The organism is Oxalicibacterium sp., assembly GCF_057353965.1.
On the sequence record NZ_JBMQZD010000001.1, the window covers coordinates 265,904 to 291,424 of the forward strand.

Annotated in this window: 29 protein-coding genes; 13 read left to right on the top strand and 16 right to left on the bottom strand. The window is 60.8% G+C overall.

Annotated features, from left to right (window positions below):
- Positions 1 to 288 precede the first annotated feature (288 nt).
- From fliL to fliR, 7 genes are read left to right on the top strand one after another with little or no spacing between them, the layout of a single operon-like run.
- Positions 289 to 810 (top strand): flagellar basal body-associated protein FliL, encoded by a 522-nt coding sequence (gene fliL, locus ACO1VH_RS01315; RefSeq protein WP_486241834.1) that lies wholly within the window; start codon positions 289 to 291, stop codon positions 808 to 810.
- A gap of 16 nt (positions 811 to 826) precedes the next feature.
- A complete protein-coding gene (gene fliM, locus ACO1VH_RS01320; protein WP_486241836.1) occupies positions 827 to 1,825 on the top strand; it encodes a flagellar motor switch protein FliM in 999 nt (332 codons plus the stop codon).
- A complete protein-coding gene (gene fliN, locus ACO1VH_RS01325) occupies positions 1,818 to 2,240 on the top strand; it encodes a flagellar motor switch protein FliN (protein ID WP_486241838.1) in 423 nt (140 codons plus the stop codon). The genes fliM and fliN overlap by 8 nt, the downstream gene beginning before the upstream one ends.
- On the top strand, positions 2,240 to 2,695 hold the full coding sequence (gene fliO / locus ACO1VH_RS01330; RefSeq protein WP_486241840.1) for a flagellar biosynthetic protein FliO: 456 nt from the start codon (positions 2,240 to 2,242) through the stop codon (positions 2,693 to 2,695). Before fliN ends, fliO begins: the two co-directional genes overlap by 1 nt.
- Complete coding sequence (gene fliP / locus ACO1VH_RS01335; protein ID WP_486241842.1) at positions 2,685 to 3,458, top strand: flagellar type III secretion system pore protein FliP; 774 nt, start codon at positions 2,685 to 2,687, stop codon at positions 3,456 to 3,458. The genes fliO and fliP overlap by 11 nt, the downstream gene beginning before the upstream one ends.
- A gap of 10 nt (positions 3,459 to 3,468) precedes the next feature.
- Positions 3,469 to 3,738 carry a flagellar biosynthesis protein FliQ gene (gene fliQ / locus ACO1VH_RS01340; RefSeq protein ID WP_486241844.1) on the top strand — a complete coding sequence of 90 codons (270 nt, stop codon included), beginning with the start codon at positions 3,469 to 3,471 and terminating at the stop codon, positions 3,736 to 3,738.
- A gap of 31 nt (positions 3,739 to 3,769) precedes the next feature.
- Complete coding sequence (fliR, locus tag ACO1VH_RS01345; RefSeq protein WP_486241846.1) at positions 3,770 to 4,561, top strand: flagellar biosynthetic protein FliR; 792 nt, start codon at positions 3,770 to 3,772, stop codon at positions 4,559 to 4,561.
- A gap of 120 nt (positions 4,562 to 4,681) precedes the next feature.
- Here fliR and flgL read toward each other — a convergent pair whose 3' ends face one another.
- The 11 genes from flgL to flgB form a co-directional block, all read right to left on the bottom strand.
- The gene (flgL, locus tag ACO1VH_RS01350) at positions 4,682 to 5,905 is read right to left on the bottom strand and encodes a flagellar hook-associated protein FlgL (RefSeq protein WP_486241848.1); all 1,224 of its coding nucleotides are present in this window, start codon (positions 5,903 to 5,905) and stop codon (positions 4,682 to 4,684) included.
- Positions 5,906 to 5,929: 24 nt separating this feature from the next.
- Positions 5,930 to 7,873 (bottom strand): flagellar hook-associated protein FlgK, encoded by a 1,944-nt coding sequence (flgK, locus tag ACO1VH_RS01355; RefSeq protein ID WP_486241850.1) that lies wholly within the window; start codon positions 7,871 to 7,873, stop codon positions 5,930 to 5,932.
- 131 nt (positions 7,874 to 8,004) lie between these two features.
- Positions 8,005 to 8,937: a flagellar assembly peptidoglycan hydrolase FlgJ gene (flgJ, locus tag ACO1VH_RS01360; RefSeq protein ID WP_486241852.1), complete on the bottom strand. Its 933-nt coding sequence runs from the start codon at positions 8,935 to 8,937 to the stop codon at positions 8,005 to 8,007.
- 13 nt (positions 8,938 to 8,950) lie between these two features.
- On the bottom strand, positions 8,951 to 10,045 hold the full coding sequence (locus ACO1VH_RS01365; RefSeq protein WP_486242814.1) for a flagellar basal body P-ring protein FlgI: 1,095 nt from the start codon (positions 10,043 to 10,045) through the stop codon (positions 8,951 to 8,953).
- Between the two features lie 113 nt (positions 10,046 to 10,158).
- On the bottom strand, positions 10,159 to 10,827 hold the full coding sequence (locus tag ACO1VH_RS01370) for a flagellar basal body L-ring protein FlgH (protein WP_486241854.1): 669 nt from the start codon (positions 10,825 to 10,827) through the stop codon (positions 10,159 to 10,161).
- Positions 10,828 to 10,875: 48 nt separating this feature from the next.
- Positions 10,876 to 11,658 (bottom strand): flagellar basal-body rod protein FlgG, encoded by a 783-nt coding sequence (gene flgG, locus ACO1VH_RS01375; protein WP_486241856.1) that lies wholly within the window; start codon positions 11,656 to 11,658, stop codon positions 10,876 to 10,878.
- A 69-nt stretch (positions 11,659 to 11,727) separates the two neighbouring features.
- Positions 11,728 to 12,468, bottom strand: a complete 741-nt coding sequence (gene flgF / locus ACO1VH_RS01380; protein WP_486241858.1) for a flagellar basal-body rod protein FlgF — start codon at positions 12,466 to 12,468, stop codon at positions 11,728 to 11,730.
- 56 nt (positions 12,469 to 12,524) lie between these two features.
- Positions 12,525 to 13,763 (bottom strand): flagellar hook protein FlgE, encoded by a 1,239-nt coding sequence (gene flgE, locus ACO1VH_RS01385; RefSeq protein ID WP_486241859.1) that lies wholly within the window; start codon positions 13,761 to 13,763, stop codon positions 12,525 to 12,527.
- A gap of 31 nt (positions 13,764 to 13,794) precedes the next feature.
- Complete coding sequence (locus tag ACO1VH_RS01390; protein WP_486241861.1) at positions 13,795 to 14,466, bottom strand: flagellar hook assembly protein FlgD; 672 nt, start codon at positions 14,464 to 14,466, stop codon at positions 13,795 to 13,797.
- A gap of 18 nt (positions 14,467 to 14,484) precedes the next feature.
- Positions 14,485 to 14,889, bottom strand: coding sequence for a flagellar basal body rod protein FlgC (flgC, locus tag ACO1VH_RS01395; protein WP_486241863.1), 405 nt, complete (start codon positions 14,887 to 14,889; stop codon positions 14,485 to 14,487).
- Positions 14,890 to 14,891: 2 nt separating this feature from the next.
- Positions 14,892 to 15,308 (bottom strand): flagellar basal body rod protein FlgB, encoded by a 417-nt coding sequence (gene flgB, locus ACO1VH_RS01400; protein WP_486241865.1) that lies wholly within the window; start codon positions 15,306 to 15,308, stop codon positions 14,892 to 14,894.
- Between the two features lie 183 nt (positions 15,309 to 15,491).
- On the opposite strand from flgB, the gene flgA reads away from it, so the two are divergent.
- From flgA to ACO1VH_RS01415, 3 genes are all read left to right on the top strand, one after another.
- On the top strand, positions 15,492 to 16,196 hold the full coding sequence (flgA, locus tag ACO1VH_RS01405) for a flagellar basal body P-ring formation chaperone FlgA (protein ID WP_486241867.1): 705 nt from the start codon (positions 15,492 to 15,494) through the stop codon (positions 16,194 to 16,196).
- Positions 16,197 to 16,333: 137 nt separating this feature from the next.
- A complete protein-coding gene (gene flgM, locus ACO1VH_RS01410) occupies positions 16,334 to 16,636 on the top strand; it encodes a flagellar biosynthesis anti-sigma factor FlgM (RefSeq protein ID WP_188419152.1) in 303 nt (100 codons plus the stop codon).
- A gap of 1 nt (position 16,637) precedes the next feature.
- A complete protein-coding gene (locus ACO1VH_RS01415) occupies positions 16,638 to 17,114 on the top strand; it encodes a flagella synthesis protein FlgN (protein WP_486241869.1) in 477 nt (158 codons plus the stop codon).
- 133 nt (positions 17,115 to 17,247) lie between these two features.
- Here ACO1VH_RS01415 and ACO1VH_RS01420 read toward each other — a convergent pair whose 3' ends face one another.
- On the bottom strand, positions 17,248 to 17,523 hold the full coding sequence (locus tag ACO1VH_RS01420) for a hypothetical protein (protein ID WP_486241871.1): 276 nt from the start codon (positions 17,521 to 17,523) through the stop codon (positions 17,248 to 17,250).
- 186 nt (positions 17,524 to 17,709) lie between these two features.
- Between ACO1VH_RS01420 and ompR the strand changes: the two genes are divergently transcribed.
- Positions 17,710 to 18,477, top strand: a complete 768-nt coding sequence (ompR, locus tag ACO1VH_RS01425) for an osmolarity response regulator transcription factor OmpR (RefSeq protein WP_486241872.1) — start codon at positions 17,710 to 17,712, stop codon at positions 18,475 to 18,477.
- Between the two features lie 49 nt (positions 18,478 to 18,526).
- The gene (locus tag ACO1VH_RS01430) at positions 18,527 to 19,882 is read left to right on the top strand and encodes a sensor histidine kinase (protein ID WP_486241874.1); all 1,356 of its coding nucleotides are present in this window, start codon (positions 18,527 to 18,529) and stop codon (positions 19,880 to 19,882) included.
- Positions 19,883 to 19,981: 99 nt separating this feature from the next.
- On the opposite strand, the gene ACO1VH_RS01435 is transcribed toward ACO1VH_RS01430, so the two are convergent.
- From ACO1VH_RS01435 to ACO1VH_RS01450, 4 genes are all read right to left on the bottom strand, one after another.
- Positions 19,982 to 20,287 (bottom strand): hypothetical protein, encoded by a 306-nt coding sequence (locus ACO1VH_RS01435; protein ID WP_486241876.1) that lies wholly within the window; start codon positions 20,285 to 20,287, stop codon positions 19,982 to 19,984.
- 302 nt (positions 20,288 to 20,589) lie between these two features.
- Positions 20,590 to 21,096, bottom strand: coding sequence for a 2-C-methyl-D-erythritol 2,4-cyclodiphosphate synthase (gene ispF / locus ACO1VH_RS01440; RefSeq protein ID WP_486241878.1), 507 nt, complete (start codon positions 21,094 to 21,096; stop codon positions 20,590 to 20,592).
- On the bottom strand, positions 21,093 to 21,791 hold the full coding sequence (gene ispD, locus ACO1VH_RS01445) for a 2-C-methyl-D-erythritol 4-phosphate cytidylyltransferase (RefSeq protein WP_486241880.1): 699 nt from the start codon (positions 21,789 to 21,791) through the stop codon (positions 21,093 to 21,095). The genes ispF and ispD overlap by 4 nt, the downstream gene beginning before the upstream one ends.
- The gene (locus tag ACO1VH_RS01450) at positions 21,788 to 22,072 is read right to left on the bottom strand and encodes a hypothetical protein (RefSeq protein ID WP_486241881.1); all 285 of its coding nucleotides are present in this window, start codon (positions 22,070 to 22,072) and stop codon (positions 21,788 to 21,790) included. The genes ispD and ACO1VH_RS01450 overlap by 4 nt, the downstream gene beginning before the upstream one ends.
- On the opposite strand from ACO1VH_RS01450, the gene mfd reads away from it, so the two are divergent.
- The gene (gene mfd / locus ACO1VH_RS01455; RefSeq protein WP_486241883.1) at positions 22,062 to 25,508 is read left to right on the top strand and encodes a transcription-repair coupling factor; all 3,447 of its coding nucleotides are present in this window, start codon (positions 22,062 to 22,064) and stop codon (positions 25,506 to 25,508) included. The genes ACO1VH_RS01450 and mfd overlap by 11 nt on opposite strands.
- Positions 25,509 to 25,521 lie beyond the last annotated feature (13 nt).

Below are 25,521 nucleotides of genomic sequence, written 5' to 3' on the forward strand. Positions count from 1 at the left end.
GCTCCGGCCTCTGCCGCCCCCGCCTTGCATGCGCTCTTCCACTCTGAAAGCGCCTCCTCTTTTTGGCGATCTCCGGGTGTGCGTCGCGTGGCAATGATGGTTTAATAGCATCCTGAATGCAGACATCGCAGTCGATGGATGTCCGCCGCAGAGTCGGCACCGGGATGCCGCAGCGAAGTGAATGCGCCGATATACGCCGTGTTCCCCTCTCTTTTCAAGGCATCCCGCGTGTCGCTTTTTTTTGATAATGGCATGCAATGGAAGTCATGCCGCACTTGAGGAAGACAGATGGCAACAGGCAAAACCGCCCCGAAAAAATCCGCAGATACCCCGGCAGCAGAAGGCAAGCCCAAGTCGCGCCTGCTGCTCATCGTGCTGATCCTGCTGATCGTGCTCGGCGCGGGCGGTGCCGCCGCCTGGTATTTCCTGGTATTCAAGGCAGCACCTCCTGCAGCACATGGTGCGCAGCAGCCGGCGCCGGTTGCAGTTGCCGCACCGCCGGTGTTCCTGCCGATGGAAGCCTTCACCGTCAACCTGCAGCCTGAAGACGGCGAGCGTTTCCTGCAGACCACGCTGACGCTGCAATTGCCTGCACAGGATCAGGTGGAAGTGATCAAGACTTACCTGCCGCACGTGCGCAGCCGCCTGTTGCTGTTGTTGTCCGGCAAGAAGCCGTCCGAAATCCTGACGGTCGAAGGAAAAAACAAACTGGCACAGGAAATCATCGACGCGCTCAAGCAGCCTTTCGTACCGAACGGCCCGAGCGTGAACGTTTCCAGCGTGCTGTTCACGTCGTTCGTCGTGCAGTAGATCCGACAGTAAAACCATGGCCGAGAATTTTCTCTCTCAAGAAGAAGTCGATGCGCTGCTGAAAGGCGTCACCGGCGACCAGGATGATGCGGGCAAGCCGGAAGACGCCAGCGGCGTACGCCCGTACAACCTGGCGACGCAGGAGCGCATCGTGCGCGGCCGCATGCCGACGCTCGAGATCATCAACGAGCGATTCTCGCGCCTGTTCCGCATCGGCCTGTTCAACTTCCTGCATCGCAGCGCGGAAGTCTCGATCGGCCCGGTGCGCGTGTCGAAGTACAGCGAATTCATCCGCAACCTGGTCGTGCCGACCAACCTGAACCTGATCCACATGAAGCCGCTGCGCGGCACCGGCCTGTTCGTGCTTGATCCGAACCTGGTGTTCCTGCTGGTGGACAACCTGTTCGGCGGCGACGGCCGTTTCCATACGCGCGTCGAAGGCCGCGATTTCACGCAGACCGAACAGCGCATCATCCAGCGCATCCTCGGCATCATCTTCGAGACCTACGCCAAGTCGTGGGAGCCGGTCTATCCGGTCGAATTCGAATTCATCCGCTCGGAGATGAACACGCAGTTCGCCAATATCGCCACGCCGAACGAAGTCGTCGTCTCGACCACCTTCACCGTCGAGCTGGGCCCGGTCAGCGGCGAGATGCACTTCTGCGTGCCCTACTCGACGATCGAACCGATCCGCGATCTGCTCACCAGCAGCATGCAGGGCGAGACGCTGGAAATGGACAAGCGCTGGATCCGCCTGATGACGCAGCAGATCCAGACCGCGGAAGTGGAAATTCTTGCCAACATGGGCTCGGCCAGCGTGACGCTGGGCGACATCCTGAACATGAAGGCCGGCGACATCATTCCGATCGCTGTGCCGGAGCGCATCACGGCGGAAGTCGACGGCGTGCCCGTCATGGAATGCTCTTACGGAAAACTGAACGGACAATATGCGCTGCGTGTGGAAAAACTGATCTACAGCAGCAGCGACACAATGCAAGGAGATGAACATGGCTGACGAAAACGAACAGCAGATCGCCGCCGAGGACGATTGGGGCGCGGCAATGGCCGAACAGCAGCAGAGCGAGGAAAGCGCTGCGCTGGCGGCAAAGCCGGCAACCGCCACCGTCTTCAAGGATTTCGCCGGCGGCGACCTGTCTACCGGCACGCACAACGATATCGACTTCATCCTCGACATCCCGGTGCAGCTGACGGTCGAACTGGGTCGCACCAAGATCGCGATCAAGAATCTGCTGCAGCTGGCGCAAGGCTCGGTCGTCGAACTCGACGGCCTGGCCGGTGAGCCGATGGACGTGCTGGTCAACGGCTGCCTGATCGCGCAGGGCGAAGTCGTCGTCGTCAACGACAAGTTCGGCATCCGCCTGACGGACATCATCACGCCGTCCGAACGCATCCGCAAGCTGAACCGATAATGCGCCTTCGCCTGTCTTCCATGGCCGTGCCGGCTGCGCTGTATGCGCTTGCCGGCATCGCGCACGCCGTCGCCAAACCGCTGGCACCGGTCGCCGCTGCCGCGCCATCGTCCGCCGGCGGCCTGCTGCAGGTGCTGTTCGGCCTGATCGTCGTGCTCGGCCTGATGGCCGCGCTGGCCTGGGTGCTGCGTCGCTTCAACGGTCCCAAGGGACTGGGCAATGCCGACATCCGCATCGTCAGCGGCGTCAGCGTCGGCAACCGCGAACGCGTGGTCGTCGTCGAAGTGGCCGATCAATGGATCGTGGTCGGCGTCGCGCCGGGCCGCGTCAATGCATTGGCGACGATGCAAAAGCAGGAGCATCAACAACCTGCAACGATGACGCCTGATGCGCCGCCGGCAAAGAATTTCTCCAACTGGCTCGCCCAGACTCTCGACAAACGCAATGGCCAATAACGCCGACAACGCTTCCTTCGCGCGCCGCTGCCTGCCGCTGCTGCCTCTGCTTCTGTTCGCGCTGCCGATGGCGGCAATGGCACAGCAGGCCGGCCTTCCCGCGCTGACCAGCACGCCTGCACCGGGCGGCGGCCAGACCTATTCGCTCAGCCTGCAGACGCTGCTGCTGCTGACCGGCCTCTCCTTCCTGCCGGCCGTGCTGCTGATGATGACCAGCTTCACGCGCATCATCGTCGTGCTGTCGCTGCTGCGGCAGGCGCTCGGCACGCAGAGCGCTCCGCCGAATCAGGTCATCATCGGTCTCGCGCTGTTCCTGACGCTGTTCGTGATGAGTCCGGTGCTGGACAAGATCTATACCGAGGCCTATCAGCCGTTTTCGGAAAACAAGATCCAGATGCAGGAAGCGCTGGACAAGGCCGTGGTGCCGCTGAAGGCCTTCATGTTGAAGCAGACGCGCGAATCGGATCTGGCGCTCTACGTGAAAATGTCGAACGCACCGGCCATGCAGGGTCCGGAAGACGTGCCGCTGCGCATCCTGGTGCCGGCATTCGTGACCAGCGAACTGAAGACGGCGTTCCAGATCAGCTTCGCGATCATGATTCCGTTCCTGATCATCGACATGGTGGTCGCCAGCGTGCTGATGTCGATGGGCATGATGATGGTCTCGCCCGCCATCGTGGCGCTGCCGTTCAAGCTAATGCTGTTCGTCCTGGTCGACGGCTGGCAATTGCTGATCGGTTCGCTCGCACAAAGTTTCTACTGAGGATGCCAAGATGACTCCCGAAAGTGTCATGACCCTGGGCCGCCATGCAATCGAAGTCACGCTGATGGTCGCCGCCCCGATGTTGCTGATCGCGCTGGCCATCGGCCTGATCGTCAGCATCTTCCAGGCCGCCACGCAGATCAACGAGCAGACGCTGACCTTCATTCCCAAGCTGATCGGCATCTTCATCGCGTTGATCATCGCCGGTCCGTGGATGCTGACTCTGATGGTCGACTACATGCGCGAAACCTTCACCAACATCCCGCTGCTGGTCAGCTGACGCGGCTTTCCGTCGCGCCCGTCCGCGAACCATGATTACCGTCACCAGCGCCGAACTCCAGACCTGGATCGCCTCTTTCATCTGGCCGCTGACACGCATTCTCGGCGTGCTCTCCGTCGCGCCGCTGTTCGGCAACGCCAGTGTGCCGGCACGCATCAAGATCGGGCTCGGCATCATGCTGGCATTGGTGATCGCGCCCGGCGTGCCGGCCGTACCGGCGCTGGACCCGATGTCATGGGGCGGCCTGCTGATCCTGGCGCAGCAACTGGTGATCGGCCTGGCGATGGGCTTCGCGATACGCATCGTGTTCGCCGGTATCGAAATGGCCGGCGAAATCACCGGCATGACGATGGGATTCGGCTTCGCCGTTTTCTTCGATCCGCAGACGCGCGCCCGCTCCTCTTCCATCAGCCAGTTTCTGGCATTGATGATGCTGATGATCTACATCTCGAGCAACCTGCATCTGCTGGTATTGAGCACACTGGCGCAAAGTTTCGAGATGCTGCCGATATCCGGCCACATCCTGTCGAACGGCGGTTTCCAGCAAGTCGTCAGTCTCGGTGGCCGCATTTTCAGCGCCGGTGTGCAATTGTCGCTGCCGATTATCACGGCACTGTTGATCACCAATGCCGCACTCGGCATCCTGACGCGTGCCGCACCGCAACTGAACATCTTCGGTATCGGCTTTCCCATCACGATCGGCGTCGGCTTCATCATGATCGGCGCCGTGCTGCCCTATCTGACGAATCCCATCATCGCCCTGATCCAGGAAGGCATCAATGCCATGGGGCAGATCACGGTGGCGTTCACACCCTTGTCCTGACGATCGCCGCATACGCGATACGCCGCAATGCCTGCATCGTTCCGGCCTGCCGACCCTTCATTCGGAAGATAAAAAAAGGCCGGCAATCAGCCGGCCCTGGCTCAAGCTCTCTTGTAAAAATCAACGCAACAGGTCAAACAACGACAGACCTGCAGTCTGCACAAAAGTCTGCTGCGCCGCCGTCAGCGTGTACTGCTGCTGCGTGAAACGCGAATACGCTTCGACCGGATCGATATCGATCAGATCGGACAGATTCTGCTGATACTGGATGTCCAGGCTGGAACCCTCGCTGTCCAGCGCATCGATTTCCTTCAGGCGTGCACCGATCGTGGAACGTACCGCGGAAACGTTTTCCAGCGCGTTATCCAGATTGTTGTTCGCCGTGTTCAGCGCATTCGTCAGGCGCGCCTGGCCGTCGGCATCGGTGGCCGGCAGCTGCAAGGCATTGATCAGGTTGGTGATGGTGGTGAAGATGCTTTCCGTCGTGCTTGGCTGCACACTGAAGCTGTCGCCGTCGGCCGGTTCGCCCTGGATGTCGAAACGCACGCCATCGAATTCGATCGGCTCGCCGCTGGTGTAGGGTTGATCGGTCAGCACGGCGCTCGGCGGCACAGTGGTGTTGTCCGTCACCGTATAAGTCGTGGCGTTGGTTGCCGGATCGACGGTGAAATCGATCGAATAATTGTGCTTCGTCAGTTGCGACAGATCGGTGACAGAGCCGGTGCTGACGATACCGCTGCCGGTGTTGCCGGCGCCGGCAGCCGTCACGAAGCGGCCGTTGCCCGTCAGGCCGCCTTCGAACACGGCACTACCGGAATCGCTGGAAGCGATCTGGCGCGAAGCGCCGATCTGCAGCAGACGCTGCCCCTGATCGCCGTTGTAGCTGGCGCCAGTCGACGTCTTGGTGAACGGCTGGGTATTGGTCTGGTAACCGGCAAAGATGTAATCGCCGTTGCCGTCGCGCGTATTGGCGAAACCGAGCATTTCATCGAAGCTGGTTTTCAGTTCGGCCAGATAGGTCTGGCGCTGGTCGTCGCTCAACGAACCGTTGCCGGCGCCGACCACCACGCTCTTCAGCGACGTCAACATATCGCCGACGCTCTGCATCACGCTTTCTTCCTGCGACAGCGCATTCTTCGCGTTGTTGCGATTGGTCGCGAACTGGTCGTTCATCGAGATCGCCTGATTGACGCCTACCGCCGAAGCCGCGGCGATCGGATCGTCCGCCGGCGTCAGCACGCGGCGATTGGTCGAGATCTGCTGCTGCGTCTTCATCATTTCGGCACGCAGTTCCGATATGCGGCTGGAGCCCATCTCGAACATCATGTTGGTGCTGATACGCATGGTGTCAATCCTTAATATTCAGTGTCAACGCAGCGAGATCAGGACGTCGAACATGTCGCTCGCCGCCTGCATGACCTTGCCCGATGCCTGGTAAGCCTGCTGATAGCGCAGCAGATTGGTCGCTTCCTCGTCGAGGTTGACACCCGACTGCGACTGCTGCGCATCCAGCACTTGCTTCAGCAGCGTCGCTTCCGCATCGCTGCTGGCTTTCATTTCGCTGGTCTTGTTGCCGACGAAGCTGACGAGTTGCGCGTAGGCGCTGTTGTAGCTGGCAGTGCCACCCTGCAGTGCATTTTTGGTCTGCAATTCGCCTAGTGCCAGCATGTTGCGGTTGTCGCCGTCGCCGTTCGTGTTGTTGCTGATCGTGAAGGTGTCGCCGTTGGCCGGTGCGCCGTCGATCTGCACTTCGACGCCGCCGAAGGAAATCGTCGCGCCTTCGGTGAACGGCACCGGCGTGCCGGCCGGATAGACGGTGGGCGTACCATTGACCGTCACGGTCACGTCCATGCCGGCCGGGAAGCCGGTGAAGGTGCCGGCGGCGGAATCGTAGGTCAGCGTCGCCGGCAATCCCGCAGCGGTCGCCGCATCGAAATCGGCATTGATGACGCCGGCGCTGATCTTGCCCGTGCCGGTATTCGTGCTCGGTGCCGTGGTACGAATCGGCACGGCTGCAGCGATGTCCTTGACGTCGCTGATCAACACCTTGAAATCCTGCGCGCCACTCGCCGTCGGCCTGATCAGGAATTCGTCACCTGCGTCCATGTCGGTGCCGGTCGCCAATGAAAACGTCACACCGTCGATCTCTCCCGGGAAAGCCGGATCGGCATAGACGACCGTGTTGTCCGGCAGGCGGGTGACGCGATAGTCGGTGCCGTTGAAGGTCAGGCGGTAATCGTTGGTCGTCAACGCATCGACGTTGGTGATGGTGGCGCTGATCTCCGCATCGCCGTTGTTCGCCGTGCTGCCGCTGACCAGCGGTTGGGAAACATTGAAGAAATCGCCGCCGAGTTCGCCGTTCTGGTCCTGGCCAAGACGATGCTGCGCATTGAAGGTCGACGCCAGGCCGATCGCGATGCGGCCCAGCGAATTCTGAATCTGGTCCAGCGTCTCGCTGCGATAGGTGAACAGGCCGCCGAGATTGCCGCCTGCCAGCGCGCTTTCCGAGATGATGCTGCTGGTGCCGCTGGCCGACGTGTACGATACTTCCATCCGGTTCGGATCGGTCGGCGACTGCACCGCTGCCAGCTGCATCGCCTGATTGCCGATCACCAGCGTCTGGCCGTTGCCGATCGAAACCGTGTAGCCGTTGTCCTGCTTGGAAACCGTCACCTTGACCTGCTTGGCCAGTTCGCCAACGATGTAATCGCGCTGGTCCAGCAGATCATTCGGCGGCTGACCGGTGCTGCCTGCCTTCAGGATCGCTTCGTTCAGCTTGGCGATCTGCTGCGCATAGGAATTGATGCTGGTGACGGCGCCTTCGATTTCGCTGTTGACGCCGTCCTGCATGCTGCGGAATTGCGCATCCAAGCTCTGGAAGCGCGCGGCCAGCGTCTGCGCGCCGGACAGCATCGACTGGCGCGATGCCACTTGCCCCGGATTGGCGACCAGATCCTGTATGCCGGCGAAGAAGCTGTCGAGCACTGGCGCCAGACCCGCGGTCGGATCGGCGATCATGTTGTTGACCTTGTTGATCTGCGCGTAATAGGTCGCCAGCTGGCTGGCCGTCGCGGTTCCGCTGACGGCTTGCGCGCCGAGGAATTCGTTATAGATGCGCTGGATCGTCTGCACCTGCACGCCGTTGCCGATGAAGCCGATGCCGCCCAGGTTCTGGCCGTCCATCGACGCCTGGATCACCTGCTGCCGGTTATAGCCGGGCGTCGCCTGGTTGGCGATGTTGTGACCGGTCGTGGCGATACCCGCCTGGGCTGCGGCGAGTCCACTCTGGGCGATGCTGAAGATATTGGCCATGATCTATTCGTTAACCCTATGTTGGCGTGTACGGCACATCGCTGGAAAACTTGAGCGGGGAATCATGCCGAAGTGGCAACTGCGGCGACCTCGGCGCGGTGTCGACTCAAGCAATGCGACTCAGCGATGCATCAGGTAGACAGTTTGTTGTTGATGATGTTGGTCAGTTTTGCCGCATAGTTCGGATCGGTCGCGTAACCGGCACGCTGCAGTCCCTGCGCGAAACCATGCACGTCGGTCGCATTGGCCAGCACTTTTTCGTAGCGCGGATTGCTGCGCAGCAGGTTCGCGTAATCGCGGAACGAATCGGCGTACGAATCGTAGGCGCGGAATTTCTCGACGCGCTTCTGCGGTACGCCATTCACGTATTCAGTGGTGACCGCATCCACGGTCTTGCCCTTCCAGTTCGGACTCGCCTTGATGCCGAACAGGTTGTGGCTGCTGCTGCCGTCGGCCATCTTCATCACGTGCTTGCCCCAGCCGCTTTCCAGCGCTGCCTGCCCCAGCATGAACTTGGCGGGAATGCCGGTGGTCCGGCTGGCCGCTTGCGCATGCGGCATCAATGTATCCTGGAATGCCTGCACGTGCGTCGGCCTGGATGCATCGCCTGCATCATTCGCATTGCCGGTTGCCTGCGACTGTGCCGTGCGCACCGTGCGCGGCGACAGCGAACGCAGCAGTTCGTCATTCAGATTGGCGCGCAGTTCCTGCGGCTGGCCGCCGTTTGCCGTCGCAACATCGTCCTGCACCGCATTGCCCGGCAGATTCGACAGCTGACGAATCAGCACGTCGGCCAGGCCGATGCCGCGGCTTGCCATGTTCTGGCTCAGCTGCTGGTCCAGCATCGACTGGTACATGCGCGTCTGCTGGTTATCGAACACGCCGTCCTGCGGCGTGGCTTCGCGCATGCTCTTCATCATCATGTTCACGAACAGCGCCTCGAACTGCTTGGCCGTCGCCTTCAGCGCTTCCGGCGAATTCTTCCGCGCGGCGATCTTCAGCGATTCGATGCTGTTGGCATCGATCGCCAGATTGTTCGTGCTGTCGAGAGGTGACGTGCTCATGCGTGGACGATCTTTAGATGATTTCCAGTTCGGCGCGCAGCGAACCGGCCGCCTTCATCGCCTGCAGGATCGCCAGCAGATCCTGCGGCGTCGCGCCGATGGAATTCAATGCCTTGACCACGTCGGCCAGCGAAGCCGAATTCTTCAGCAGGATGACCTTGCCCGGGTCCTTGTTGATTTCGATCTGCGACTGTTGCGCGACGACCGTCTGGCCGCCGGAGAATGGCGCCGGCTGGCTGATGACCGGTTGCGTATTGATCGTCACCGACAGGTTGCCGTGCGATACCGCGCAGGTATCCAGCGTCACGTTCTGGTTCATCACGACGGAACCGGTACGCGCATTCATGATGACCTTGGCGCCGACCGGAGCCGGCGTGACGTCAATGCTCTGCAGCGAGCCGAGGAAACTGACGCGTGCATTGCTATCCTGCGGCGCACGCACCTGGATCACGCGGCCGTTCTGCGCCAGTGCCGTATCGGGACCGAAGCGCTTGTTGACCGCATCGACGACGCGGCTGGCGGTGGAGAAATCTGTGTCCTTCAGTTCCAGTGTGATCATGTCACCCTGCGCCAGCGCGCTGGGAACCGAACGCTCGACGGTAGCGCCAGCCGAGATGCGGCCCACGCTCAGATGATTGATCTGCGCCTTGCTGCCATTGGCGGAGGCACCCGCACCGCCGACCACGACGTTGCCCTGCGCCATGCCGTAGATCTGGCCGTCGGCGCCCTTCAGCGGCGTCATCAGCAGCGTGCCGCCGCGCAGGCTCTTCGCATTGCCCATCGACGACACGGTGACATCCAGCGTTTGTCCCGGTTGTGCGAACGCCGGCAACGAAGCCGTGACCATGACGGCAGCGACATTCTTCAGCTGCAGATTGTTGGTCTGCGGCAGGTTGATTCCCATCTGCTGCAGCATGCTGGCCACGCTCTGCACGGTGAACGGCGTCTGCGTCGTCTGGTCGCCGCTGCCGTCCAGGCCAACCACGAGGCCGTAGCCGATCAACTGGTTTTCCCGCACGCCCTGCACGCTGGCGAGGTCTTTCAGGCGTTCTGCGTGCGACGCGAACGGCAGCAGTACGAACGCCGCGCAGGCGACGGCCTGCAGCATTTTTCTGAAAAACGGACGGTTCGGATGCTTGTTGTTCATGATGTTTCCTTGCTCATTTCCCCTGCCTGTTCCCTGCTTGCTTTCTGCCTGTTCCTTGCTATCCCGCGCAGCCGTCAGAGCGGCACCACGCTGAGGAAGAAGCGTGCCAGCATCGACATGACTTCCGCGCTGTCGATATGACTGCTGCTGCGATATTCGATCTTCGCGTCAGCCACCTGCTGCGACGACACGATGTTGCCGGCGGCGACCGTAGCCGGATCGACGACGCCGGAGAAGCGGATGAATTCCGCGCTCTTGTCCAGCGCCACCTGCTTCTCACCGGCGACGACCAGATTACCGTTCGGCAGCACGTCGATCACCGTCACGCTCAGCGTGCTGATGAAGTTGTTGCTGGAAGTGACCGCACCTTTGTCCGCATACTGCGACGATGTCGAGGCGGTGGCACTCAGATTGTTGGTAAAGCCCGGGAAGATGCCGAACAGGCTGGGCGCCGCCATGGCGACTCCGCCGGTCTTGCTGGCCGAACTGCCCGCCGCCTTGCCGGCCGAACTTTTCTCATTGATGACGATGGTGATCGTGTCGCCGACCAGACGCGCACGCTTGTCTTCGAAGATCGGACGATAAGAGGAATTCTGGAAGATCGCGCCATTGCCCGACGGCATCGCCGCATAGTTGGTGGGCCGCGCCGTCAGCGGCGTCTGCACGATGGTACTCGGCGGCTGGCTTGCACAGCCCGCCATCAGGCCTGCTGCCACGATCATTGCCGTCACGGTGGTTTTCATCGGATGTTTCCTTGTACGGTGCACTTATTGCGACGATGACGATGACGATTACATCTGCGTCAGACGCTGCAACATCTGATCGGATGTGGTGATCGCCTTGCTGTTCATTTCGTAGGCGCGCTGCGTCTGGATCATGTTGACCAGTTCCTCGACGACGTTCACGTTCGACGTTTCGAGGTAGTTCTGTTTCAACGTGCCCGAGCCGTTGCTGCCCGGCGTGTTGGTGACGGGTGCGCCGGACGCGGTGGTTTCCATGTACAGGTTGTCGCCACGGCTTTCCAGACCGCCCGGGTTGATGAAGGTCGCCAGCTGGATCGAACCGATCTGCACGCTCAGCGGATTGCCGGCCGTCGTGACGCTGACGATGCCGTCCGGCGAAATCGTCATGCTGGTCGCGTCCGGCGGAATCGTGATCGCCGGATCGATCGGGAAGCCGCTGGCATTCGTCAGCTGGCCCTGATCGTTGGTCTTGAAGGTGCCGTCGCGCGTGTAGGCGGTCGTGCCGTCCGGCATCAGCACCTGGAAGAAACCGTCGCCGTCGATCGCGACGTTGCGCGCGTCGTCGGTCTTTTGCAGATTGCCCTGCGTATGGATGCGCTCGGTCGCTACCAGCTGCGTACCGGTACCCAGCTGCAAGCCGGTCGGCAATTGCGTCTGCTGCGACGATGCACCGCCCGGCTGGCGGATCGTCTGGTACAGCAGATCCTCGAACACGGCGCGCGAGCCCTTGAAGCCGGTCGTGCTGACGTTCGCCAGGTTGTTGGAAATGACGTCCATCTGCGTCTGCTGCGCATCCAGGCCGGTCTTGGAAATCCATAGTGAGCGAATCATGTTCTTCTCCGGTATGCCGGCAAAGCGCCGGCGGTTCCTGCATCCATCTTCATTCTGCTACCGCAGCCGTCAACCCAATGACAACAATTCGGTGGCTTTTGCCGCGTTGCTCTCGGCATTCTTCAGCATGCTCATGTTCATCTCGAACTGCCGCGCCAGCGAGATCATGTTGACCATCGCATCGACGACATTGACGTTGCTGCCTTCCACCGCGCCGCTGATGATGCGCACGTTGGCATCGGCTTCCTGCGGTTCGCCGTCCTTGGTGGTGAACAGGCTGTCGTTGCCGCGCACCAGGTTGGCCTCTTCGGGATTGACCAGCTTGATGCGGCCCAGATCGATCGTCGCGCCCGGATTCGGACCGGCATCCACCTGCGAGATCGTGCCGTCGCTGGCGATCGTGATCTTCACGTCCGGCGGAATCGTGATCGGCCCGCCGTCGCCCAGCACGTTCAGGCCGCTCTGCGTCTGCAGCACACCGTTCTCGTTGATCTTCAGGCTGCCGGCACGCGTATAGGCTTCGCTGCCGTCGGCCTTTTCCACCGCCAGCCAGCCCGGCCCTTCAACAGCGACGTCGAGCACGCGGCCGGTCTGCTGGATCGTGCCGGATCGGAAATCGCTGCCGATCGTCGAATCGACGACAAAGGCGCGCGTCGGCAAGCCGGGGCCGACCACGGGTACCGCACGGAACGTATCGAACTGTGCGCGAAAACCGCTGGTCGATACGTTGGCAAGATTGTGCGACGCGGTGGCCTGCTGCTCCATGATCTGCTTGGCCCCGCTCATCGCGGTATAGATCAGACGATCCATGTCGTTCTCCCGATGCGTCTGCGCCGGTTGTGGCGCAGGCGACTGTCAGCTTCCTATCAGCGCAGGTTGACCAGCGTCTGCATGATCTGGTCCTGCGTCTTGATCGTCTGCGCATTGGCCTGATAGTTGCGCTGCGCGGTGATCATGTTGACCAGTTCTTCGGTCAGGTCCACGTTCGATTCCTCGATGCGCGACGACTGCACCGCGCCCAGACCGCTGCTGCCCGGCGTGCTGGTCATCGGCACGCCAGATTCGGCGGTTTCCACCCACTGGTTGTCGCCGATGTTCTGCAAGCCGTTCGGATTGGCGAAGTTGGACAGGATGACCTGGCCCAGTGCCTGCACCTGGCCGTTCGTGTAGCGGCCGACGATCATGCCGCTGTCGCCGACGCTGAAGTCGACCAGCATGCCGGACGCATAGCCGTTCGGCAGTTGCTTGGACAGCGCGAATTCGCCTGCCAGCTGTTGCGTACCGGCCGGATTCAGCGTGACGTTGAACGGCGTGGTGGCGCCGGTCGTCACATCCAGCGGAATCGTCATCGGATCAGGCGTCGTGCCGGTCAGCGCGCCGCCGTTGCCGCTGAACGTCATCGTGCCGATCAGGCCTGGTGGCGTGGAACCGGTATTGACCGCCACGTCGTCGTTGGTGGCATAGACGCTCCATTGGTTGGGGCCTGTCTTCACGTAGAAGGTCTTCAGTTGATGCGTGTTGCCCAGGCTGTCGTACACCGGCGCGGTAGTCGCATGCGTGTAGGTATTCGGATCGGTCGGATCGAAGTCGGCCGGGTCCAGTGCATCCTCGCGCGAATCCAGTTTCACCTGCAGATCGTAGGTGTCGGTGGCGCGCGGCGCCATGTCGCCCTTGTTGATGACGATGTCGGTCGGCGTACCGGTCTGGATCACGCCGTTGGCGTCGGCCAGGAAGCCGGTCAGGCGCGCACCCGACGCGCTGACGATGTAGCCTTCCTTGGTCGGCAGGAACTGGCCGTTGCGCGTATAGCTGATCGCGCCATTGTTGTTCATGCGGAAGAAGCCGTTGCCGTTGATCGCCATGTCGAGCGGATTGTCGGAGGCGGTCACGTTACCCTGGCTGAACAGTTGCGCGACGCGCGCCACCTGCGTGCCGATGCCGATCTGCGATGCGCCCGAACCCAGCAGCGTGCTGGCGTAGATGTCCGAGAACTGTACCTGCGATTGCTTGAAACCCACGGTGGCGGCATTGGCGACGTTGTTGCCGATTGCCTCCAGGCTCTTGGATGCGGCATCCAGTCCGCTCAAACCTTGCTGAAAACTCATGTTGTTTCTCCTGGGTTAGCCTGCCGTTGAATTAAAGAATCTGATGGATATCGGAATAGTCCAGCGCACCGAGTCCCGGCACGTTGATCTTCATGCCGTCCGCACCCATGCTGACCGTCGTCACCATGCCGAACTGCAGTTCTTCCACGCTGACGTTGTTGCCATTCAGGCTGGCCTGCACTTCGAACGTATAGTTGCCGTCAGGCGCATCGCTGCCGTCGGCCATTTTGCCGTCCCACAGCAGCGGGATCGATCCGGCTTTCTGCGCACCGAGATCCAGTGCCTGCACGACGTTGCCGGATTCGTCCTTGATGACCAGCGTGGCATTGTCGACATCCTGCGGGAAGTTCGCGCCCAGCAGCGCCTGCCCTTCGGAAAGCGCCGTCTTGTTGCCCGATGCCAGCACGCCGTGACCGATCAGCGAGGCCGCCTGCATCGACTGGCCGGACTGGAACGTGCCGATCAGCGACTGCAGCGTTGCATTGACCTTGTCGATGCCGGTCACCGTCGACAGTTGCGCCAGCTGGCTCGTCATCTGCGAGTTGTCCATCGGGTTCAGCGGATCCTGGTTCTGCATCTGCGTGATCAGCAGCGTCATGAAGCGATCCTGAATGTCTTCAACGTCCGACTTGCCGGTCGACGTCTTCGGGCTCATAGCATCGACCCAGGACGGCGCCGTCGTATCGTTGGTCACTGCACTCATTGTTCTTCCCCTTATCGATTACTGACCGAGCGTCAGCGTCTTGAGCAGCATCGTCTTGGCCGTATTCATGGTCTCGACGTTGTTCTGGTAGGAACGCGAGGCGGAAATCATGTTGACCATTTCCTCCACGACGTTGACGTTCGGCATGGCGACGTTGCCGTTCTCGTCGGCGGCCGGATTCTTCGGATCGAACACCATCTTCAGCGGCGACGTATCCTCGACCACGCGATCGACGCGCACGGCGGTCGCCGTCGCATTGTTCGTCGGGATCGCCTTGAACTCGACCTGCTTGGCGCGATAGGTCTTGCCGTCTGCGCTGGTGGTGCTTTCCGCGTTGGCGAGATTGCTGGAGACGACGTTCAGGCGCTGGCTCTGCGCACTCATCGCCGAACCGGAGACATTGAAGATATTGAATAGCGACATGATTATTGCCCCTGAATTGCGGTGAGCATGCCCTTGATCTTGGCGGAAGCAAGCGTCAGGCTCGCTTCATAGCGCATCGCGTTGTCCATGAACTGGTTCTGCTGCATGTCCATGTCGACGGTATTGCCGTCGACATTGGCCTGCTGCGGTGTGACATACTGGATGCGCGCGCCGCCCAGCGTCGGCAACGCTTTGGGCGCCATGTGGTTGGCAGCCGTCTTCACCAGTTCGCCCGGCGCCGCGGTGCCGCCCGTGCTGCGGGCAATCGCTCCCTGCAGCGCCTTGGTGAAATCGATGTCGCGCGCCTTGTAGTTGGGCGTATCCGCATTCGCGATATTCGATGCCAGCAATTGCTGGCGCTGCGCACGCATGCTCAGCGCCGTTTCCTGGAATCGCATCAGATCGTCAAGTTTGCTCATCGCACCTCCGGCCTAAATATCCCGGGCCGTTTTCCGAACCCAGTATGGATTTGTATAGCGTGGACTATACGGATGCCGTCGGCGCTTCGATCAAACGATAAGAAGACCAAAATCCATGCTATTCCCGGCTTTACCCGGCGGCCGGATCGGTACCATGATCGTGCAATGAAACCACGGACTCTCATGAACGCTTTCCTCGCCCTGTCGATCGCTGCCGCCGGACTCGCCACGCAACTCGCGTTCGCGCAGACCGCCGAACCGCCGCGCCAGGAGATCGGCGCGCTAAAACAGACGGTCGAACAATTCCTGCAGAAACAGGCCATCGGCCTGCCGGGAGAAATCGCGGTCGAAGTTGGTTCCGTCGATCCGCGGATGAGACTGCCGGCCTGCCCCCAGCCGCAAGCCTTCCTGCCGCGCGGGAACCGCGCATGGGGCAAGACCACGGTCGGCGTGCGCTGCACGGCGCCGTCCAGCTGGACCGTCTATATCGCAGCCCGCGTCGGCGTGCGCAGCGAGTACGTGGTCGCCACCGTGCCGCTGGCGCAAGGACAAACCATTACGGAAGGCGATCTCGCCAAGGTGAAGGGCGATCTGACCGCCATGCCGCCGGGCATCATCACCGATACCACGCAGGCGATCGGCCGCACCGTCGCTTCATCGGTCGCCGTCGGCGCGCCGTTGCGGCAGGATGCGCTGCGTACGCAGCAGGCCATCCGTCAGGGACAGGCCGTCAGGGTGATATTGAATGGCGCCGGTTTCAGCGTGAGTAGCGAAGCACGCGCCTTGAACAACGCCAATGAAGGACAACTGACGCAAGTCCGCACAGCCAGCGGCGAAGTCATCAGTGGCATCGCGAAGCTGGGCGGCATCGTGGAAATGACGTTTTGAATTTCCGCATAGAAATATTATTGAAAAGATAAGTAGTTAAATTTTACGATCCCTCCATTTAGGTCTAAAGTTTAGTGGGATAACGCCGTTAGACTGATCAGAGATAGGCGTTTTGCCGCAAACATATGGAGCAAGTCGTGAAAATTGATGACGCAAGCAAGAAAATCGCCGGTGTAGGCGTGAATGCGACGCAGACCCGCGCTGGCAAAGGTCCGGACAAGGCCGATGCCGCAGGGAAAGCATCGTCCGACAATGTGACGCTGTCGGCTGAAGCCAAGGCTCTCACCAGCCAGGCATCGGCTTCCGGCGTCTTCGATTCGAAGAAAGTGGACGAGATCAAGGCAGCCATTGCCAACGGTCAATTCCAGGTCGACGCGGAACGCGTGGCCGATGGATTGATGGATACGGTAAAGGACCTGATCTCAACCCGGAAAGGTTGAAATGAAATCGTTCGGCGCCAGCCCCGAAGACAGTCTGCACCAGGAACACGAAACCATCCGCGCCCTTACAGACCTGCTGAAGCTGGAACAGGAACATCTGATCGCCGCCGACATCGACGGCATCGCCAATCTGACCGAACCGAAAGCCCAGGCCACCGCCCGCATGGCGGAACTGGCAGCCCAACGCCACACCGCCCTCGCCGCCATCGGCTGCGACGCTTCCGAAGCAGGCATGCAAGCCTGGCTGCAAACTCCCGACGCTTCCCAGACCGCCAACCAGTCCTGGCTGGAACTGATCGAAATGGCTCGCGTCGCCAAGGAAATCAATCGCATCAACGGCACGCTGATCAACAAGCAGATGGTGCGCAACCAGAGCATGCTGAACATCCTTCAGCACGGCAGCCCGCAAGGTAACCAGTTCTACGGTCCCGACGGACAGACGTCCGGCAGATCGACAGTACGCCACATCGTCGCCTGACGGTCGGCGCTTCCAATACAAAAACGGCGAGCATTTCTGCTCGCCGTTTTACATTCATCCGCGTATCTGTGACACCTGCATATCACCGTTTCGTTTATCGCCATCGTCGCGACTCGTCGCCGCAAATTACCGATTACCGTCTACGCGGCGCATAGATATCGCGTCCTGCCTCGTCGATCTGCTGACGCAGCATACGCCTTTCATCCGGCGAAAGCCGCTCGCCCCGGCGCGGTTGTTGACGGGAATTTTCACGCTCGTTGTAACGGCGATTGTCCATCTCGCGGCGATTGTCGTTCTGCCGCTGCCGATTGTCCTGCGCAAAGAATCCGCCGAACGAAGGATGCTGATAACGCGACTGCGCCAGCGCCGAAGCACCTGCAGTCAAACCCGCTACCAGAAGCAAAATCATTCCCCGTCTTTTCAATGTAATATTCATCTCGTCGTTTCGCGGCCTTTGCGAGGGTATGGTCCCATGCAAGAAGTGTAGGCCGCTTTGTCTCCATCCCTAAGTGCATTTCCGTAAAGGATGTAACACTTTGTAATGTCTTCCATTCTCATCGTATCGCCTGAGGATTTCTGACGTTACCATAGCAACATGAATACGACAAATTCCACCATGAAGGACGCACCGCAGTCCGCCAACACGCATCAGACGAAAATTCTCGTCGTCGACGACGACCTGCGTCTGCGCGATCTGCTACGCCGCTATCTGTCGGAACAGGGATTCAACGTCGTCACGGCGGAGAATGCACAGACGATGAACAAGCTCTGGCTGCGCGAACGCTACGACCTGCTGGTGCTCGATCTGATGCTGCCCGGCGAGGACGGCCTGTCGATCTGCCGCCGCCTGCGCGGCGCGGGCGACAAGACGCCCATCATCATGCTGACTGCCAAGGGGGAAGATGTCGATCGCATCGTCGGTCTCGAAATGGGCGCCGACGATTATCTGGCCAAGCCTTTCAATCCACGCGAACTGGTCGCCCGCATTGGCGCCGTGCTGCGCCGCATCGGCCCCGACGAACTGCCGGGTGCGCCATCGGAAACGCCGCAGACATTCACCTTCGGCGACTTCGTGCTCGATCTCGGCACGCGCACACTGAAGAAGAACGGCGAAACCGTCTCGCTGACGACGGGTGAATTCTCGGTGCTGAAAGTATTTGCGCGTCATGCACGCCAACCACTGTCGCGCGAAAAACTGATGGAACTGGCGCGCGGCCGCGAATACGAAGTTTTCGACCGCAGCCTGGATGTGCAAATCTCGCGTTTGCGCAAACTGATCGAACCCGACCCTTCGACGCCGTTGTACATACAAACCGTCTGGGGCCTCGGTTATGTTTTCATCCCGGAAGGCAAGCCGCGCTGATCGGCATGCCTTCGCACAAGGAATAGCGTAGCGCCGCCAAAGGGAACGCATGCCCTCCACCCCGCCCAACAGACTGAGCTGGATGAAAAGCGGCCTGTTCTGGCGCACTTTCTTCCTGCTCGCCTTCTTCATAGCCGCCAGCATGGCGGCCTGGGTCGCCAGCTACCGCATCGTCGAACAGACACCACGCGCCAACCAGATCGCGGCGCAGGTTGTCTCCATCGTCACGATTACGCGCGCCGCACTGACGCACTCCGCCCCCGACCTACGCCGCGAACTGCTGTTCGATCTGTCCAGCAACGAAGGCATACGCGTCTACCCGCTGGAAGCCACCGACCAGATCAAACCGCCGGCCTCAAGCCGCATGATGGAAACCATCGAGAACAATGTGCGCGCCGCGTTGGGTGAAGAAACGCGCTTTGCGCGCACGGTCAACGATGTCACCGGCTTCTGGGTCAGCTTCATGATCGCCGACGACGAATACTGGCTGATGCTGGATCGCGAGCGTGTCGAAGGCAGCTCCGGCGTGCAGTGGCTGGGCTGGGGTGCCGTCACGCTGCTGCTCTCCCTGCTGGGCGCATTGATGATTTCCGGTCTGATCAACCGACCGCTGGCGCGCCTGACGGCGGCGGCGCGCGCAGTCGCGAACGGGCAGCGCCCTGCACCGCTACCGGAAACCGGCCCGACCGAAGTGAGCGAAGCCAATCGCAGTTTCAACCACATGGTCGACGATCTGGACCGCGTCGAATCCGATCGTGCCGTCGTGCTTGCCGGCATTTCGCACGACTTGCGTACGCCATTGGCGCGCATGCAACTGGAACTCGAAATGGCCAAGCTCCCCGAAGACGCGCACCAGGGCATGCAATCCGACCTGGAACAAATGGATGCCATCATCGGCCAGTTCCTCGACTATGCAAGGCCAACCGACAGTGCGCAGTTCGTGCAAGTCGACCTGTCGTCGCTGATGCAGCAGACGGTGCAGGAAGTATCGCGCCTGCAGAATGTGCAGGTCCATGCCACGATCGACGATCACGCTTCCATCATGGCCAATCCGGTGGACATCACGCGCATCGTCAACAATCTCGTCGAGAATGCGCGACGCTACGGCAGGAAGAAAGGCGACGAACGCGTCACCATCGATCTCGCCTGCCGCGTCGAGGGCGACCGCGTCCTGCTCGAAATTGCCGACCATGGAGACGGCGTGCCTGAAGAGGAAATCGACCGTCTTCTGCGGCCGTTCACGCGCATGGATCAAGCGCGCGGGCAGGCAAACGGCGCCGGGCTTGGCCTCGCGATCGTTGATCGCATCGTGCGCCGCCACGGCGGCAAGCTGCAGCTTTCGAATCGCAAGGGCGGCGGGCTCATGATCCGGATCAGCTTCGCCCATGCGAAGAAACGGCATTGATACAGACAGCGAGCGATACTGCCCCTCTTCATCGATTGCAGACGTAAAAAAAAACGCACATCCATCGATGTGCGTTTTTTATCTGCGTTGAAATCTGAATCAGGCGCGTTCGTCCTTGACTTCCGTCACAACGCCTTCGATGACATCGCCTTGTGCCGGACGACGATAATAAGCGCGCTCTGCCGCTTCACGTGCTGCCTTCAGCGCATTGCGCTTCTTGAACAGCAGCACCGGAATCAGCAACCAGCTGAGCAGCAGAACCGCGACGACCACCAGCAGTCCCACGGCAAGCAGCAGACCCAGCATCAACCACGCGAACAGGCGCGACAGGAAGCTGCCGGACTGGCCGCGACGAAACATTTGCTGCCAGCCATTGATCTGCTGACTGAAGAGAAAAGATGCCATGAGTAAGATTGCTCCTTCTGTAGGGGGACGCACAACCATCGCGCGTCTCGCATGCCTGCATACCTTATGCATACTGTACGTACTATGCGTCAATACGGCGCATGCTGCAATAGCTGGCGATGCTTTTCGGAAAATCAATAGCTGCCATGCATAAAACATTGCCGTTTCAATTTGGCATTTTGCTATGCAGTTGTCAGCTTGGTACGCTGCCATCCCGGAAAATGCGAACGATTCGCAATGCAGGCGGCCATGTGCAGAATTCGCCGAGATTCGTCAGTATTTGACCTGACGTCGATTTCACATCAGTCCCGGCGATAGATCAGCGCCACGGCTTCCGCCGCCATGCCCTCTTCACGGCCAAGATAACCCAGCTTTTCGTTGGTCTTGGCCTTGATGTTGACCTGTCCGACCGTTACGCCGAGATCGGCCGCAATGTTCGCGATCATCTGCGAAATGTGCGGCGCCATTTTCGGCCGTTGCGCGATGATCGTTGCATCGATATTGCCGATGCCGTAACCGGCCGCCATCACGCGCTTGGCCGCCTCGCGCAGCAGCACGCGCGAATCGGCGCCGGCATATTCGGCCGCCGTGTCGGGGAAATGCCGTCCGATGTCGCCAAGGCCGGCCGCACCGAACAGCGCATCGGTGATCGCATGCAGCAATACATCCGCGTCGGAATGGCCCAGCAAACCTGTTGCATGCGGAATCGTCACGCCGCCGATGATCAACTGGCGACCTTCGACCAATGCGTGGCAGTCGTATCCCTGCCCGATACGGAATGGCTGGAAATTGCTCGGTACGTAACTCATGCCAACCCTTTCAAATAAAGCTCTGCCAATGCGACATCGTGCGGAAGCGTCACCTTGAAATTGCGCGCGCTGCCTTCGACCAGCAAGGGCTTCAATCCCAGCGCTTCCACCGCACTCGCTTCGTCCGTCACGCTATCCGCCTGTTGCAGCGCGCGCTGCAACAGAGCATAACGGAACATCTGTGGCGTCTGCGCCGCCCACAAATGTTCGCGCGACACCGTCTCGGCGGCGCGACCGTCTTTATCTTCACGCTTGAGCGTATCGACGACAGGCAAGGCCAGCAATCCGCCCGTCGCATCGCGATGCACGGTCTCGATCAGTTTTTCGATCAATCCGGCATAAATGCCTGGCCTCGCCGCATCGTGCACCAATATCCAGTCTTCGTCGCCAACGTGATCACGCATCGCTGCCAGTCCGTTCAGCACGGAATGATGGCGCGTTTCGGCTCCCACGCGCAATACCGTCACGCGTGTGCGTGCATCGCCGATTTCGTCCAGCGCCGCCTCGATATATTCATCATCCCGGCCGACCACCACGAAAGTGTGCGCAATCTGGCCGACACCGGTGAAAGCGGACAATACATGCGACAGCATCGCCTTGCCGGCAATGCGCACATATTGCTTCGGCATCGCCGCGCCCAGGCGCGCGCCGACGCCGGCAGCCGGTATCAATGCAAAATATCGGGATACGGTCATCGACGAAATGAAACTAAAAAATAAACGAGAAATCGGAACACGGGATCGGACCGAATAACGGAAACGAAGCGGCTGGCTAAAACAGCGAAACCGGAGGCGCTTGTGCGGAAAAACGGCGACGGAACCTCATTGGAAGGAAGTGCGCGCCCGACCGGAACGAGGGCTTGGTTTATAATCGCATCAACCTTTTTCACTGTCAAATCAAGCGCATGCGTTCGCGGATGCATGTGCATTCCATGATCGCTGACGGTTGGTCCGACTCGCTGCTTGATGTCCTTCACCCTTAAAAAATCCCTTCCCAAACCCGGCGCCCGTTTCGTTCTGCCTGCGCTGCACGGCTCATCGGATGCCTACGCGCTGGCACAAGCTGCCATTGAGCTGAAATCGCGGAAACGCATGCTGGCCATCGTCGCCGCCAGTCCTGCCGATGCACAGCGCCTGCTGACTGAAATCCCGTGGTTCGCCGACGGCGAAGCCGACAAGCTGCGCTGCCACCTGCTGCCGGATTGGGAAACCCTGCCCTACGACGCCTTTTCGCCGCATCAGGATCTGGTGTCGGAAAGACTCGCCACGCTGTATGAAGTGCAGACCGGCCAATGCGACGTGCTGATCGTTCCGGCCACCACCGCGCTGCTGCGGATGGCACCGCCCTCCTTCCTGGCGTCGTATACCTTCTTCTTCAAGCAGGGCGAAACGCTGGACGAAGCGCGACTGAAAACGCAGTTGCAGTTGGCCGGTTACACGCCGGTCAAGCAGGTAATGTCGCCCGGCGAATATTCGGTGCGTGGCGGCCTGATCGATCTGTTCCCCATGGGTTCGCCGCTGCCTTATCGCATCGACCTGTTCGGCGACACGATCGAGACCATTCGCACCTTTGATGCCGACACGCAACGTTCACTCTATCCGGTGAAGGAAGTGCGCCTGCTGCCGGCACGCGAATTTCCGATGGACGAGGAATCGCGCACGGCTTTCCGCGGCCGCTGGCGCGAAGTGTTCGAAGGCGATCCGTCGCGCGCCGTCATCTACAAGGACATCGGCAACGGCATTGCATCCGCCGGCATCGAATACTATCTGCCGCTGTTCTTCGAGCAGACCAGCACGCTGTTCGACTATCTGCCGCAAGAGGCGACGTTCGCCCTGATCGGCGATATTGACGACGCGATCCAGCGCTTCTGGAACGACACGCAATCGCGCTACCGCTTTCTGAAATCGGATCGCGAACGTCCGGTGCTGGCGCCGGAACAGATATTCCTGTCGGTCGAACAGTTCTATACGGAGGCCAAACCGTTCGGCCGCTGGGTCGTCCAGAAAGCTGCCGAAGCCTCCGAACTGTCGGCGCCGCTGCCGAACGTCGCCGTCAACCGCCGCGCCGACGATCCGCTCGTCAATCTGCGCAGCTATCTGTTGCAGACCGGCAAGCGCGTGCTGATCTGCGCCGAAACCGCCGGCCGGCGCGAAACGCTGCTGCAATACTTCAACGAATACGACCTGTCGCTACCACTGGCCGACGGCTTCGCCGATTTCGTTGCTGGTGGCGACAAGGTCATGCTTGGCATCGCGCCGCTGCATGCCGGCTTCGAACTGGGCGATGCCGCGGCGAATCTCGCCTTCGTCACCGAGACCGAACTGTACGCCGGCTCCGGCCGCCGCGTCGGCAGCAAAAAGCAGGAAGGTGCGACGCAGGTCGATGCGATGGTGCGCGACCTGTCCGAACTAAAGATTGGGGATCCGGTCGTACACGTGAACCACGGCATCGGCCGTTACATGGGCCTGATCAGCATGGACCTCGGCGAAGGCGAGACCGAGTTCTTGCATCTCGAATACGCGAAAGAAACCAAGCTCTACGTGCCGGTCTCGCAGCTGCACGTAATCTCGCGCTACTCGGGCGCATCGCCCGACGACGCGCCACTGCATACGCTCGGTTCCGGTCAGTGGGAAAAAGCCAAGCGCCGCGCTGCCGAAAAGATTCGCGACACTGCCGCCGAGCTGCTGAACCTGTATGCGCGCCGCGCGCTGCGCGAAGGCCACGCATTCCAGTATTCGGCGCACGACTACGAACGATTCGTCGACAGCTTCGGCTTCGAAGAAACGCCGGACCAACAGGAAGCGATCAACAACGTGATGCGCGACATGACGAGCGGCAAGCCGATGGATCGCCTCGTCTGCGGCGACGTCGGCTTCGGCAAGACCGAAGTCGCATTGCGTGCCGCCTTCATCGCCGTGATGGGCGGCAAGCAGGTCGCGATCCTCGCGCCGACCACGCTGCTAGCCGAGCAGCATGCGCAGACCTTCGCCGATCGCTTCGCCGACTGGCCGGTGCGCATCGCTGAGCTATCCCGCTTCCGTACTGGCAAGGAAATCGCCAATGCAGTCAAAGGCATGGCCGACGGCACGCTGGACATCGTGATCGGCACGCACAAGCTGCTGTCACCGGAAGTGAAGTTCTCGCGCCTGGGTCTCGTCATCATCGACGAGGAACACCGCTTCGGCGTGCGCCAGAAGGAAGCGTTGAAGGCGCTGCGTGCCGAAGTCGACGTTCTGACGCTGACCGCGACGCCGATTCCGCGCACGCTCGGCATGGCACTAGAAGGCTTGCGCGACTTTTCGATCATCGCGACCGCACCGCAGAAGCGGCTGGCGATCAAGACTTTCGTGCGCAGCGAGAACGATTCCGTGATCCGCGAAGCCTGCCTGCGCGAATTGAAGCGCGGCGGCCAGGTGTACTTTCTCCACAACGAAGTCGAGACGATCGAAAACCGCAAGGCGATGTTGGAAGAGTTGCTGCCGGAAGCGCGTATCGCCGTCGCGCACGGCCAGATGCACGAGCGCGACCTGGAAAAGGTGATGCGCGATTTCGTCTCGCAGCGCTTCAACATCCTGCTGTGCACGACCATCATCGAAACCGGCATCGACGTGCCGACCGCGAATACGATCATCATGCATCGCGCCGACAAGTTCGGACTCGCGCAGTTGCACCAGCTGCGCGGCCGCGTCGGCCGTTCGCATCATCAAGCCTACGCCTATCTGCTGGTGCACGACGTGCAAGGCTTGACGCGGCAGGCGCAGCGCCGCCTCGAAGCCATCCAGCAGATGGAAGAACTCGGCAGCGGCTTCTACCTCGCGATGCACGATCTGGAAATCCGCGGCGCCGGCGAAGTGCTGGGCGAAAGCCAATCCGGCGAGATGACCGAGATCGGCTTCCAGCTCTATTCGGACATGCTGAACGAAGCCGTGCGTGCGCTGAAGAACGGCAAGGAGCCGGATCTCGCCGCGCCGCTCTCTTCCACTACCGAAATCAACCTGCACGTGCCGGCGCTGCTGCCAGAAACCTACTGCGGCGATGTACACGAACGGCTGTCGATCTACAAGCGTCTGGCAAACTGTGCGACGGCCGATGCCATCAGCGACTTGCAGGAAGAGTTGATCGATCGTTTCGGCAAGATGCCGGAGCCGGCGCAGGCGCTGGTGGAAACGCATCGGCTGCGCGTGGCGGCCAAGCCGGTCGGCATCGTCAAGATCGACGCACACGCCGAATCGGCCACACTGCAGTTCGAACCGAATCCGCCGATCGACGGCATGCGTATCATCGAGCTGGTTCAGAAGAATCGCCACATCAAGCTCAACGGACAGGACAAGCTGCGCATCGTCGCCGCCATGCCCGATCTGGCAGCGCGTGTCGCGCAGGTACGCGGCACGATACGCGCATTGACGGCATGACGGACGCGCACCT

Excerpts from the sequence above, each read along its gene's own strand:
- fliL (WP_486241834.1), top strand. The coding sequence starts at position 289 with ATGGCAACAGGCAAAACCGCCCCGAAAAAATCCGCAGATACCCCGGCA.
- fliM (WP_486241836.1), top strand. The coding sequence starts at position 827 with ATGGCCGAGAATTTTCTCTCTCAAGAAGAAGTCGATGCGCTGCTGAAA.
- fliN (WP_486241838.1), top strand. The coding sequence starts at position 1,818 with ATGGCTGACGAAAACGAACAGCAGATCGCCGCCGAGGACGATTGGGGC.
- fliO (WP_486241840.1), top strand. The coding sequence starts at position 2,240 with ATGCGCCTTCGCCTGTCTTCCATGGCCGTGCCGGCTGCGCTGTATGCG.
- fliP (WP_486241842.1), top strand. The coding sequence starts at position 2,685 with ATGGCCAATAACGCCGACAACGCTTCCTTCGCGCGCCGCTGCCTGCCG.
- fliQ (WP_486241844.1), top strand. The coding sequence starts at position 3,469 with ATGACTCCCGAAAGTGTCATGACCCTGGGCCGCCATGCAATCGAAGTC.
- fliR (WP_486241846.1), top strand. The coding sequence starts at position 3,770 with ATGATTACCGTCACCAGCGCCGAACTCCAGACCTGGATCGCCTCTTTC.
- flgL (WP_486241848.1), bottom strand. The coding sequence starts at position 5,905 with ATGCGTATCAGCACCAACATGATGTTCGAGATGGGCTCCAGCCGCATA.
- flgK (WP_486241850.1), bottom strand. The coding sequence starts at position 7,873 with ATGGCCAATATCTTCAGCATCGCCCAGAGTGGACTCGCCGCAGCCCAG.
- flgJ (WP_486241852.1), bottom strand. The coding sequence starts at position 8,937 with ATGAGCACGTCACCTCTCGACAGCACGAACAATCTGGCGATCGATGCC.
- ACO1VH_RS01365 (WP_486242814.1), bottom strand. The coding sequence starts at position 10,045 with ATGCTGCAGGCCGTCGCCTGCGCGGCGTTCGTACTGCTGCCGTTCGCG.
- ACO1VH_RS01370 (WP_486241854.1), bottom strand. The coding sequence starts at position 10,827 with ATGAAAACCACCGTGACGGCAATGATCGTGGCAGCAGGCCTGATGGCG.
- flgG (WP_486241856.1), bottom strand. The coding sequence starts at position 11,658 with ATGATTCGCTCACTATGGATTTCCAAGACCGGCCTGGATGCGCAGCAG.
- flgF (WP_486241858.1), bottom strand. The coding sequence starts at position 12,468 with ATGGATCGTCTGATCTATACCGCGATGAGCGGGGCCAAGCAGATCATG.
- flgE (WP_486241859.1), bottom strand. The coding sequence starts at position 13,763 with ATGAGTTTTCAGCAAGGTTTGAGCGGACTGGATGCCGCATCCAAGAGC.
- ACO1VH_RS01390 (WP_486241861.1), bottom strand. The coding sequence starts at position 14,466 with ATGAGTGCAGTGACCAACGATACGACGGCGCCGTCCTGGGTCGATGCT.
- flgC (WP_486241863.1), bottom strand. The coding sequence starts at position 14,889 with ATGTCGCTATTCAATATCTTCAATGTCTCCGGTTCGGCGATGAGTGCG.
- flgB (WP_486241865.1), bottom strand. The coding sequence starts at position 15,308 with ATGAGCAAACTTGACGATCTGATGCGATTCCAGGAAACGGCGCTGAGC.
- flgA (WP_486241867.1), top strand. The coding sequence starts at position 15,492 with ATGAACGCTTTCCTCGCCCTGTCGATCGCTGCCGCCGGACTCGCCACG.
- ACO1VH_RS01415 (WP_486241869.1), top strand. The coding sequence starts at position 16,638 with ATGAAATCGTTCGGCGCCAGCCCCGAAGACAGTCTGCACCAGGAACAC.
- ACO1VH_RS01420 (WP_486241871.1), bottom strand. The coding sequence starts at position 17,523 with ATGATTTTGCTTCTGGTAGCGGGTTTGACTGCAGGTGCTTCGGCGCTG.
- ompR (WP_486241872.1), top strand. The coding sequence starts at position 17,710 with ATGAATACGACAAATTCCACCATGAAGGACGCACCGCAGTCCGCCAAC.
- ACO1VH_RS01430 (WP_486241874.1), top strand. The coding sequence starts at position 18,527 with ATGCCCTCCACCCCGCCCAACAGACTGAGCTGGATGAAAAGCGGCCTG.
- ACO1VH_RS01435 (WP_486241876.1), bottom strand. The coding sequence starts at position 20,287 with ATGGCATCTTTTCTCTTCAGTCAGCAGATCAATGGCTGGCAGCAAATG.
- ispF (WP_486241878.1), bottom strand. The coding sequence starts at position 21,096 with ATGAGTTACGTACCGAGCAATTTCCAGCCATTCCGTATCGGGCAGGGA.
- ispD (WP_486241880.1), bottom strand. The coding sequence starts at position 21,791 with ATGACCGTATCCCGATATTTTGCATTGATACCGGCTGCCGGCGTCGGC.
- mfd (WP_486241883.1), top strand. The coding sequence starts at position 22,062 with ATGTCCTTCACCCTTAAAAAATCCCTTCCCAAACCCGGCGCCCGTTTC.